We start from the raw sequence: 11410 nt of genomic DNA, 5'->3' as shown, positions 1-11410 counted from the left end.
ACTGTGGTGCTCAGCCCCTCACGTGGCGCTATCTGACTGAACTCCCCCAGGGCCGGAAGGCAGCAAGGGTAGGTCGGCTCTGGCGGGTGCGTGGGGGGCGCTTGCGTTTGCGGGCGGACCGATTGTCGGTGGGGGCCGATATCGTCGTATGCGTGTCGTCCCTTGCGCTGTACCGCCGCTACCGACCCGAGACCTTCGCCGAGGTCATCGGGCAAGAGCACGTGACCGATCCGCTGCAGCAGGCGTTGCGGAACAACCGCGTCAACCACGCGTATCTGTTCAGCGGGCCGCGCGGCTGTGGCAAGACGACGAGTGCGCGGATCCTGGCGCGGTGTCTGAACTGTGAGGAAGGTCCCACTCCCACGCCCTGCGGGACGTGCCAGTCCTGTGTGGACCTGGCCAGGAACGGCCGGGGATCGATCGATGTGATCGAGATCGACGCCGCGTCGCACGGTGGCGTGGACGACGCCCGTGAGCTGCGCGAGAAGGCGTTCTTCGGTCCTGCGAGCAGCCGCTACAAGATCTACATCATCGACGAGGCGCACATGGTCACCTCGGCGGGCTTCAATGCCCTGCTGAAGGTGGTCGAGGAGCCGCCGGAGCATCTGAAGTTCATCTTCGCGACGACGGAGCCCGAGAAGGTCATCGGGACGATCCGGTCGCGTACGCACCACTACCCCTTCCGCCTGGTGCCGCCGGGGACGCTGCGCACCTACCTGGCGGAGGTGTGCGGGCGGGAGTCCGCCCCGGTGGAGGACGGCGTGCTGCCGCTGGTCGTCCGGGCCGGGGCCGGGTCGGTGCGTGACTCGATGTCCGTGATGGACCAGCTGCTCGCCGGAGCCGGTGACGACGGTGTGACGTATGCCATGGCGACGGCGCTGCTCGGGTACACGGACGGGTCGCTGCTGGATTCGGTCGTCGAGGCGTTCGCGGCCGGGGACGGCGCCGCGGCCTTCGAGGTCGTCGACCGGGTCATCGAGGGCGGGAACGATCCGCGGCGGTTCGTCGCCGACCTGCTGGAGCGGCTGCGCGACCTGGTGATCCTGGCGGCCGTGCCGGACGCCGGGGAGAAGGGGCTGATCGATGCTCCCGCGGACGTCGTGGAGCGGATGACGGCGCAGGCGTCCGTCTTCGGCGCGGCCGAGCTGAGCCGGGCCGCCGACCTGGTCAACACCGGCCTCACGGAGATGCGCGGAGCGACCTCGCCGCGGCTGCAGCTGGAGCTGATCTGCGCGCGGGTCCTGCTGCCCGCGGCCTACGACGACGAGCGGTCGGTGCAGGCGCGGCTCGACAGGCTGGAGCGCGGGGCCGGTGCGGCCGCGCTCGGCGGAGGCGGCGGCCCGGTGGGTCCTGGCGCTTTCGCGGACGGGGCCGGCGGGCCGGTGGTCTCCTCCGGTGGCGGGCCCGCGGCCGGGTACGTACCAGGTCCGGAGGCCCATCCGGTGGGGCCGCCCGCAGGTCCTGCGGGTCCGGCTGCGGCGCGTGCGGCGGTACGCGGAGCGACGGGTGGGGCCGGTGCCGTCGGGCCGGGGCAGGGGGCTCCGGGGGCCGGGGGCGGTCCTGTGGCGGATGGCGATGGAGGTTCCGCGGGAGAGGCGGCCGGTGGAGAGGCGCCGGCCGGGGCGTCTGTGCCCCAGGGCGGTTCGCACGCGGCGGAGCGGGCCGAGCCCGCGGCGCGGCCCGGTGCCTGGCCGGGCGGCACGGGCGGCACGGCACCCGCGGCCGGTGGTCAGGGTGCGGGTCCGTCCGGTGCGGAGGCCGCTCCCGGGGCTTCTGATGAGAGTGCGCCCGCTCGGCCCGGTGCGTGGCCCGGGAGTGCGGGCGGCGGCAGTGGTGCCGGGGGAGGGCGGCAGCCCGGCGGCTGGCCGTCGGCCGCGGCGCCCGGCCAGGGTGCCCGGCAGGCGCCCGCCGCACCACCCGCGGCCCCCGCGCCGGACCGGCCCGCCCCCGCGCAGCCACAGGCCGGCGCGGCACCGGGAGCGCCGGGAGCGGCACAGGTGCGGCAGATGTGGCCGGACATTCTGGACGCGGTGAAGGGCCGCCGCCGTTTCACGTGGATCCTGCTGAGCCAGAACGCCCAGGTGTCCGGCTTCGACGGCACGACGCTCCAGATCGGCTTCCCCAATGCCGGTGCGCGCGACAGCTTCGCCAACGGCGGCAGCGAGGACGTGCTCAAGGACGTGCTCGCCGAGAAGTTCAGGGTCCAGTGGCGGGTGGAGGCCATCGTCGATCCGTCGGGCGGCACCAACCCGCCGGCCGGCGGGGCCCGTGGCGGCAGCGGTGGCGGCCAGGGCGGCGGTTACGGCGGCGGACCGGCCGGCGGCTACGGAGCTGCGCCGGGCCCGGCGCCGCAGCCCGCGCCGCAGGCGGCCCCGCCGCAGCCGGGCGGCTCGTCGGGCGGGCCCGGCGGATCCGGCCAGGGCGGCAGCCAGGGGGCCCGGATGGCGCGGGACGCCGTGGCGCCTCCGGCATCGGGCGGCGGCCAGGGCGGGCGGCCGCCGGAGCCCGAGTACACCGCTCCCGAGCCGCCTCCGTCGGCGATCGAGTACGACATGCCCGCCGAGGACGACCCGGACCTCGTGGACCCCGCGCTGAGCGGCCACGACCTGATCGTGCGCGAACTGGGCGCGACGGTGGTCGAGGAGTTCAACAACGAGTGAGCGGGGAGTGAGCAGCGGGGGAGGAGGGGCAGGGAATAGGCAGACGCGGGAGCCGTACGGAGGGCCTCGCCTGAGCCCGTAGCGCCCGCAGCGCCCGTCCCCGGGGCCGTGGCCGCAATCCCGCCCGCACCCGCCCAGCCCCACCACAAACTCTTCGCCCGCACTCGCCCGCACGCCGCCCACACACTCTGCGTCGTCGATCACCCGGAATGGGTACCCGTGCCAGGGAGGCAGCAGGAAGGAAACAGGGCAGGACGCGGGAGGAAATCGGCCAAGACGCGGGCGCGGCGGCGGCCGGATCGCGGGTGGGGCGGGGCGGGCAGAGGCCGTCCGTGCGCGCGTTCCCGGGTGGGTTCGTGCGTGCCCGGCCGGACATTCATGCTCCTCCGTCCGGCGTAGGGCGCCGGGCTCGTGGAGCACGTAGGCTCGGGCTACCGCACCAATCGTTGTCGTATGGCAGGAGTCACGTCGTGGTCCCCGGTGGTCAGCCCAATATGCAGCAGCTGCTTCAGCAGGCCCAGAAGATGCAGCAGGACCTCGCGGCCGCTCAGCAGGAGCTGGCCGAAACGCCCGTGGAGGGTTCCGCGGGCGGCGGCCTCGTCAAGGCGACGGTGACCGGCTCCGGTGAGCTGCAGGGTCTGGTCATCGACCCGAAGGCGGTCGACGCCGAATCCGCGGAGGAGACGGCCGAGACGATCGCCGATCTCGTGCTCGCCGCCGTGCGGGACGCGAACGCCAGCGCCCAGCAGATGCAGCAGCAGAAGCTCGGTCCGCTCGCGCAGGGCCTCGGCGGCGGTGGAATCCCCGGTCTCCCCTTCTGAGGAGTAGCCAACTAGCGTACCGAGTACGGCAGAAGAGAAAGAAGACGTTCCGTGTACGAAGGCGTGGTTCAGGATCTGATCGATGAGTTGGGCAGGCTGCCCGGCGTCGGTCCCAAGAGCGCGCAGCGGATCGCCTTTCACATTCTTCAGGCCGAGCCGACCGATGTCCGCCGGCTCGCGAACGCGCTGATGGAGGTCAAGGCCAAGGTCCGGTTCTGCAGCGTGTGCGGCAATGTCGCGCAGGAGGAGCAGTGCCGGGTCTGTCTCGACCCGCGGCGGGATCCGGCGGTCATCTGCGTCGTGGAGGAGCCCAAGGACGTCGTGGCGATCGAGCGGACCCGGGAGTTCCGCGGCCGCTACCACGTACTCGGCGGGGCGATCAGCCCGATCGAGGGCGTCGGGCCCGACGACCTGCGGATAAGGGAACTGCTGGCCAGGCTCGCCGACGGCACCGTCACCGAGCTGATTCTGGCCACCGACCCGAACCTGGAGGGCGAGGCCACGGCCACGTATCTGGCCCGGATGACCAAGCATCTGGACCTGAAGGTGACGCGACTGGCCAGCGGACTGCCGGTCGGGGGCGATCTGGAGTATGCCGACGAGGTCACGCTCGGGCGTGCCTTCGAAGGGAGGAGACTTCTCGATGTCTGATGCCACGCTGCACAACGCGACACAGAATCCCGACGACTTCGCCGTATCGATCTCCGACTCGATCGAGAGCTTCATCGTCGCGGTGACCGCGGTCGCCCAGGGCGACGAGCCGGACAGCGCCGTGCCGTTCCTGCTGTTGGAGATCTCCCAGCTGCTGCTCACCGGCGGCCGGCTGGGCGCCCACGAGGACATCGTCCCGGACGAGCGCTACGAACCGGACAGCGGTCCCGAGCCGGACGTGGACGAGCTGCGGGAGCGGTTCGCCGTGCTGCTCGACCCGGTCGACGTGTACTCCGAGGTCTTCGACCCGTATGTGCCGCGCAGCGAGCCGGTCGCCTGCCGGATCTCCGACGATCTCGCCGACATCGTCACGGACCTGCGGCACGGCCTGGCGCACTACCGGGCGGGCCGGGTCAGCGAAGCGCTGTGGTGGTGGCAGTTCTCCTACCTCACGAACTGGGGCACGACCGCGTCGGCCGCCTTGCGCGCGCTGCAGTCGCTGGTCGCCCACGTACGCCTTGACCAGCCGCTGGACGCGCTGGACGGCCTGGACACCGACAGCGACGCTGACCACGACGAGGAGCGGCTCGCCGAGGAGGCCGGCAAGGTCATGGCGGCCGAGATCGCCGGGCCGCTGGGGCTGCGCCGGGCATAGCCCGGGGTGGCGGAAACCGTGCGCAGCGCGCCCCGGGCTCCGTGTGACCTGGCTTACGTTCCCGTGTGCACCGCCCGGGAGCGGGCATGTGCTGGCCGAGCGGGCGCGACGGTGCGCCGCGCGGATCCGCCGCGGGACACGGTGAACGGATCGGTGATCGAAGATGACCGATGAGTGAGCTTTGTGTCTCAGGATGCGGTATCAGCGAGGCGGATTCCGCCTGCTCGCTAAACTGAGTCGACCGCAGTACCCCCATTTCCGGGGGTCCGGGAGGAAACTCCCGAAGAGACAGTTGCGAGGAGCGCACGTGGGCCTTGTCGTGCAGAAGTACGGCGGCTCATCCGTTGCGGATGCCGAGGGCATCAAGCGCGTTGCCAAGCGAGTCGTCGAAGCCAAGAAGAACGGCAACCAGGTTGTCGTAGTGGTTTCGGCGATGGGCGACACGACGGACGAGCTGATCGATCTCGCTCAGGAAGTGTCCCCGATTCCATCGGGGCGCGAGTTCGACATGCTGCTGACCGCCGGAGAGCGGATCTCCATGGCCCTGCTGGCGATGGCGATCAAAAACCTCGGTCATGAAGCGCAGTCCTTCACCGGCAGCCAGGCCGGTGTCATCACCGACTCCGTGCACAACAAGGCGCGGATCATCGATGTCACACCGGGCCGCATCAAGACGTCGGTCGACGAGGGCAACATCGCCATCGTCGCCGGTTTCCAGGGTGTGTCCCAGGACAAGAAGGACATCACCACGCTGGGCCGCGGCGGCTCGGACACCACCGCCGTCGCGCTGGCGGCCGCCCTGGACGCCGATGTCTGCGAGATCTACACCGACGTCGACGGCGTCTTCACCGCCGACCCCCGGGTCGTGAAGAAGGCCCGGAAGATCGACTGGATCTCCTTCGAGGACATGCTGGAGCTGGCCAGCTCCGGCTCCAAGGTGCTGCTGCACCGCTGTGTCGAATACGCACGCCGTTACAACATCCCGATCCACGTCCGCTCCTCCTTCTCGGGGCTGAAGGGCACGTGGGTCAGCAACGAACCGCAAGGGGACCTTCCGATGGAGCAGGCGATCATCTCGGGCGTCGCACACGACACCTCCGAGGCGAAGGTCACGGTCGTCGGCGTCCCGGACAAGCCGGGCGAGGCCGCGCGCATCTTCCGTGCGATTGCGGACTCCGAGGTCAACATCGACATGGTCGTCCAGAACGTGTCGGCCGCCTCGACGGGGCTGACGGACATCTCCTTCACCCTGCCGAAGGCCGAGGGCCGCAAGGCCGTCGCCGCCATGGAGAAGACGCGTGCGGCCGTCGGCTTCGACTCGCTGCGCTACGACGACCAGATCGCCAAGATCTCGCTGGTCGGCGCGGGCATGAAGACCAACCCCGGCGTCACCGCGACGTTCTTCGAGGCGCTGTCGAACGCGGGGGTGAACATCGAGCTGATCTCGACCTCCGAGATCCGCATCTCGGTCGTCACCCGCGCCGACGACGTCAACGAGGCCGTGCGCGCCGTGCACACCGCCTTCGGCCTCGACACGGACAGTGACGAGGCCGTGGTCTATGGCGGCACCGGGCGATGATTCCGGCCGAGGCGGGCCGTCCGTCCCCCGCGCACGCCGCGGGGGCGGATGCCCGCCCCGCCCGTAAGCCGCATCTCGCCGTGGTCGGCGCCACCGGCGCCGTCGGCTCGGTCCTGCTCGGGATCCTCTCCGAGCGGGCCGACGCCTGGGGCGAGATCCGGCTGGTCGCCTCCCCCCGCTCGGCCGGCCGCAAGCTGACCGTGCGGGGTGTGGAGGTCGAGGTCCTCGCCCTGGGCGAGGACGTTTTCGACGGCATCGACGTCGCGATGTTCGACGCGCCGGACGAGGTCTGCGCGCGGTGGGCGCCGTTCGCGGCCGCCAAGGGCGCAGTGGTCCTGGACAATTCGGGCGCGTTCCTCAGCGATCCGGACGTGCCCCTCGTCGTCCCCGAGGTCAACGCGCACGCCGCCCGGGTCCGTCCGCGCGGCATCCTCGCCAACCCCCACTGCACGACGCTCGCGATGATCGTCGCGCTCGGCGCCCTGCATGCCGAATACGCGCTGAGCGAGCTGATCGTCTCCTCGTACCAAGCCGTTTCCGGAGCAGGGAAGGCCGGCGTCGACACGCTGCGGGCGCAGCTGTCGGCGGTCTCCGGAACGGAGTTGGGCAACGCGCCGGGCGATGTGCGGGGGGCGGTCGGCGACACGCTCGGGCCGTTCCCGGCGCCGGTCGCGCTCAACGTCGTGCCGTGGGCCGGCTCGCTCCAGGAGGACGGCTGGTCGTCGGAGGAACTCGCGATCCGCGACGAATCCCGCAGGATCCTGGGGCTGCCCGGCCTCCCCGTCACCGCGACCTGCGTACAGGTGCCGGTGGTCACGGGCCACTCGCTGACCGTCCACGCACGGTTCGAGAACGAGGTCACGGTCGGCGGCGCGCACGCGATCCTGGCCGCTGCCCCCGGAGTTGTCCTCAGCGACGACCCTGCGGGGGGCGAATACCCGACGCCGGCCGATGTGGCGGGTACGGACCCGGCCTGGGTCGGGCGGGTCAGGCGCTCGCTGGACGATCCGAAGGCGCTGGAGTTCTTCGTGTGCGGGGACAACCTGCGCAAGGGCGCGGCACTGAACCTCGCGCAGATCGGCGAGTTGGTCGCGGGGGAGTGGGACGGGTAGCGGGAGCTGCCTCTTCTTCCGGCGGGCCGACGTCTTGCGGTGGGGCTACGCCCGGCCCGGCTGCCGCATCTTGGCGGGATCAGGTGTCCCGGTGGGGGCTGCCTAGGACATACTTTGTGAATCGTGTGAATTTTCTGTGTGTGAACCGTTGGCCCGTACCACTTGAACCGGGCCGGAGGTCTGGCCGACCATTTATTCCCCGTCGCACTGCAACCGGCAGCCGGGCGGGGAACGTCTTCGTGGCTGCCCCGCACGGTGTCCACAGAGGCGTACGGGTTCCTGAAGGGGGTCCGGGAGGTGTCCGGGGAGCGTCCGAGGGAGGCGTGGGTGTCACGGGTGGCCTCGGGTGCTCCGGAGGCGCCGGGGGTGAATGCGTCGCGATAAATGGGGCATTGAGGAAGAGCTGGTACGCATGAGGGCATTTGACGCATCGTCGAAGGTGGTGTCTTGCGCGTACAACCCTGACGGGGGGAAGCGTGTCCAACAGGCGTGGCAGAGGTACTCGGTTTCACGATCGCCCCAGCGGGCGCAGCGGGCGCAACAGTGCGCCCGCCGCGCCCCCGTGCGTCCGGGGGCATGCCGGTGATCGCCCCCTGGCCCGCCACGCGTCCCACGCAGCTCCCCTCCCAACGCGGGGACACTGACGACGCGATGGCAGCGGGCACCACAGTCGACCACCTCACCGAGACCTACCGCGCGCACTACCGCTCCCTGCTCGGACTCGCCGCGCTGCTCCTCGACGACACCGCATCCTGCGAAGACGTCGTCCAGGAAGCGTTCATACGCGTGCACTCCGCGCGCGGCCGGGTACGCGAGCCCGAAAAGACCCTCGCCTACCTGCGGCAGACCGTCGTCAACCTCTCGCGCTCCGCGCTGCGCCGCCGCATCCTCGGCCTGAAGCTGCTTTCCAAGCCGATGCCCGACATGGCCAGCGCCGAAGAAGGCGCGTACGACCTCCTGGAGCGCGACCAGCTCATCCAGGCGATGCGCGGCCTGCAACGCCGCCAGCGCGAGGTGCTCGTCCTGCGCTACTTCGCCGACATGACCGAGGCCCAGGTCGCCGAGACGCTGGGAATATCGCTCGGCTCGGTCAAGGCGTACGGATCGCGCGGCATCGCGGCGCTCCGCGTCGCGATGGAGGCCTCGGCATGAACGGCAAGACCTTCGGCACGCCGGGGGGGCATGAACCGTCCGGCGCGGGGGCCGGGATGGGGCCCGATGCGCAAGGACCCGTTGGCCGGGAGGCGGAATACGGGGCGGATGCCGTGCGGGGGGAGGCCCCCGATTGCGGGGCGAACCCTGAGGGTGAGCTGCATTCTGAGCGTGGGGCAGGCACGGAGTTCGGGTGGGGCGCCGAGCCCGGAGCGGACCAGGCGCGGAACCCCGGTGGACGGTGGCTGACGGCGCTCCGTCATGACATCGGTGTCGGTGGTGAGGGCGGTGCTCACGGCAGTGCCGAGGGCGGTGTCGACGCCGGCGCTGACGGGTACGGCAGCGGCAACCGCGCAGGCAGTGGCGGGCGTGGCAGCGGCGACGGACGCGACCGGTATCAGGGCCACCACGACGATGACGGCGACGCCACCGCTCCCGTGCCCTCGCTCCCCTTCGCCCCCCGTCCGCCGGGCGGCGGACTCGGCGGCGAGGACGAACTGAGACGGCTGCTCCGGTCCTCCGTCGACGAACTGGAGCCCGCCCCGGACGCCCTGGACCACCTGCGCCGCGCCGTACCCGCCCGCCGCAGGCGGCGCAGGCACGCCGTCGTGGGCGCCGCCGCCGCACTGCTGCTCGGCGGCACGTCGATCCCCGCCATGGTGCACGTCGCGAACCTGGACGACGCCTCCGCGGACCGGCCGGCGAACGCGGCGAGCAGCCAACGGACCGACGGCACCGCCGACGGCCCGCACGGCGAAGGCCCCGAACACCACGGCGTGCCGCCCACCGGCAAGAACGGCGTGCACCGCGGCCCCGGCGAGCCCGAGGGCGACGGGACGGCGACGCGGAAGGGCGGCCTCGGGCAGGCTGCCGGCGCCGGCACCCCCGATCCGTACGAGACGATGGACGTCACCTCGCCGGTCTGCGCCCGCGAGCAGCTGGGCAAGGGAACCGGCACGGTCGGCCACGCCGACTCCGGCGGACGCGTCTACGGCGCGTTCCGGGTGGTCAACACCTCGAACACCGCCTGCTCCGTCGACGGCGGCGGCACCGTCGACGCGGTGGCCCAGGGCTCCACGAAAACCGACCGCATCCACGTCGTCGACCACACGTCCGGCGACGAAGCCACCGGGCTGCCCGACCCCGCAACCACCCCTGACCAGCTGGTCCTCAAACCCGGCCAGGCGTACGAGGTCAAATTCGCCTGGATCCCGGACGCCGGCGGCGGGACCACCGGCTGCGCCCACCCGGGCCCGTCGCCCACCCCTGAACCCTCGAAGTCACCGGCCGCGGCGGCCGACTCCTCGCCGGCCGCCGCAGGCAACGGCGGAGGCGGCGCCGGCCAGGACGGCAGCGGAAACGGCTCGGGCGCCGGCAGCGGCTCGGGCGACAACGGGGCCGCGCCCGGCGGCATCGTGCTCAGCCACACACCGGAGGCCGGCGAGCCCGCCGCCACCGACGCCACGATCAAGGACGCGTGCTCCGGAACGGTGTACCGCACCGGGGTGCTGTCGACCGGGTGAGGCCGACAGCCCAGGCCCTGACGGCCGGGGCTGCGCCGTGGAGGGGGCGGTGCAGCCCCTCCGCTCGGGCCCCGTACCGTTGAGGGCGTGTACCGATTCCTGCTGACCCCGCGGTGGTGGGGAATCAACGTCTTCGCCGTACTGGCGATCCCCTTCTGCATTTTCATGGGCAGCTGGCAGCTGAGCCGCTTCGAGGCACGCGTCAATACGCATCAGCAGCAGGAGGACCGCTCCGCCGACGCCAAGGCGGCCGCGGCCCGGCCCCTCGACAGCCTGCTCCCCGTCGACCAGGTCACCTCGGGCCGCCAGGCCAGCGCACGAGGCACCTACGACACCGGCCACCAACTGCTCGTCCCGGACCGCACCTTGGACCGGAAGCAGAACGACACACCAGGCTTCTACGTCCTGACCCTGCTGCGTACGGACGGTGGCAAGGCCCTCCCGGTGGTTCGCGGCTGGCTGCCGGGCGATGCGAACTCGCGGGCCGACGCCGCCAAGGTCCCGGCACCGCCCAAGGGCGAGGTGACCGTCACCGGAGCGCTCCAGGCATCCGAGAACGAGGGCACCGCAGGGGTGCAGGCCACCGGCGGTCTGCCGCAGGGCCAGCTCGGCATGATCAGCGCGGCGTCGCTGGTCAACATCGTGCCGTACCACGTCTACGACGCCTGGATCACCCTCGGCGACGCCCAGGCCCCGCTGCGCGCCGTCCCGCCGGCCGCCGCTGAGGGCAGCGGACTGGACCTCAAGGCATTCCAGAACCTCGGCTACACCGGCGAGTGGTTCGTCTTCGCCGGCTTCGTCGTCTTCATGTGGTTCCGCCTCTTCCGCCGCGAAGCCGAAGCCGCGAAGGACGCCGCTTTGGGCATCGTTCCGGAGGGAGCGGATGAGGGCGCTGATCTGGGCGATGGTCCGGGCGCTGGTCCGGGCGAGGGCACGGGTGTGGGGCAGGGGCTTGGCGTGAGGGATGGGGTGGACGGGGTCGAGGCGGAGGGACGGGCTGAGGTTTAGAGGGGCGGGGCCCTCCCCCTCCCCCTCCCCGCCTCTCCCAGCCCACAGCCTTCCGCCCAGCTCGCAGTCTTGCGAGGAACCTGGAGCCCTGGACCCTCGACCCCATAGTTCTGGAGCTCTGGCTCCAGAAGCCCAGAACGCAGCCAGCACCCCACTCTGGCCGGCCCCGAGGACGGCCCAGCCCCTACGGCCCAGCCCCCTCCAGCCCAGCCCCTGATGACGAGCCGCCCCCCGACGCGGGCCATCCCC

At 71.8% G+C, this 11410-nt stretch carries 9 protein-coding genes and 1 other RNA gene; all 10 read left to right on the top strand.

Annotated features, from left to right (window positions below; genetic code table 11):
• Positions 1–9: 9 nt before the first annotated feature.
• The 10 genes from ffs (at position 10) to LIU39_RS34020 (ending at position 11161) form a co-directional block, all read left to right on the top strand.
• Positions 10–108, top strand: an RNA gene (gene ffs, locus LIU39_RS34065) — signal recognition particle sRNA small type.
• Between the two features lie 44 nt (positions 109–152).
• Complete coding sequence (locus tag LIU39_RS34060) at positions 153–2660, top strand: DNA polymerase III subunit gamma and tau (RefSeq protein WP_227050855.1); 2508 nt, start codon at positions 153–155, stop codon at positions 2658–2660.
• Between the two features lie 494 nt (positions 2661–3154).
• On the top strand, positions 3155–3481 hold the full coding sequence (locus LIU39_RS34055; protein WP_227050856.1) for a YbaB/EbfC family nucleoid-associated protein: 327 nt from the start codon (positions 3155–3157) through the stop codon (positions 3479–3481).
• A gap of 51 nt (positions 3482–3532) precedes the next feature.
• Positions 3533–4132, top strand: coding sequence for a recombination mediator RecR (recR, locus tag LIU39_RS34050; protein WP_227050854.1), 600 nt, complete (start codon positions 3533–3535; stop codon positions 4130–4132).
• On the top strand, positions 4125–4787 hold the full coding sequence (locus LIU39_RS34045; protein WP_227050853.1) for a DUF5063 domain-containing protein: 663 nt from the start codon (positions 4125–4127) through the stop codon (positions 4785–4787). The genes recR and LIU39_RS34045 overlap by 8 nt, the downstream gene beginning before the upstream one ends.
• A 307-nt stretch (positions 4788–5094) precedes the next feature.
• The gene (locus LIU39_RS34040; RefSeq protein ID WP_227050852.1) at positions 5095–6366 is read left to right on the top strand and encodes an aspartate kinase; all 1272 of its coding nucleotides are present in this window, start codon (positions 5095–5097) and stop codon (positions 6364–6366) included.
• Positions 6363–7478, top strand: coding sequence for an aspartate-semialdehyde dehydrogenase (locus LIU39_RS34035; protein WP_227050851.1), 1116 nt, complete (start codon positions 6363–6365; stop codon positions 7476–7478). The genes LIU39_RS34040 and LIU39_RS34035 overlap by 4 nt, the downstream gene beginning before the upstream one ends.
• 489 nt (positions 7479–7967) lie before the next feature.
• Positions 7968–8630 (top strand): SigE family RNA polymerase sigma factor, encoded by a 663-nt coding sequence (locus LIU39_RS34030; RefSeq protein WP_372464155.1) that lies wholly within the window; start codon positions 7968–7970, stop codon positions 8628–8630.
• Positions 8631–9067: 437 nt separating this feature from the next.
• Positions 9068–10153, top strand: coding sequence for a hypothetical protein (locus LIU39_RS34025; protein WP_227050849.1), 1086 nt, complete (start codon positions 9068–9070; stop codon positions 10151–10153).
• Between the two features lie 87 nt (positions 10154–10240).
• On the top strand, positions 10241–11161 hold the full coding sequence (locus tag LIU39_RS34020) for an SURF1 family protein (RefSeq protein WP_227050848.1): 921 nt from the start codon (positions 10241–10243) through the stop codon (positions 11159–11161).
• Positions 11162–11410: the final 249 nt, after the last annotated feature.

Source organism: Streptomyces pinistramenti (assembly GCF_020564935.1).
Classification (GTDB): Bacteria; Actinomycetota; Actinomycetes; order Streptomycetales; family Streptomycetaceae; genus Streptomyces; species Streptomyces pinistramenti.
The sequence above is the reverse complement of the archived record's forward strand: the minus strand, read 5'-3'. Positions and strand labels throughout refer to the sequence as shown.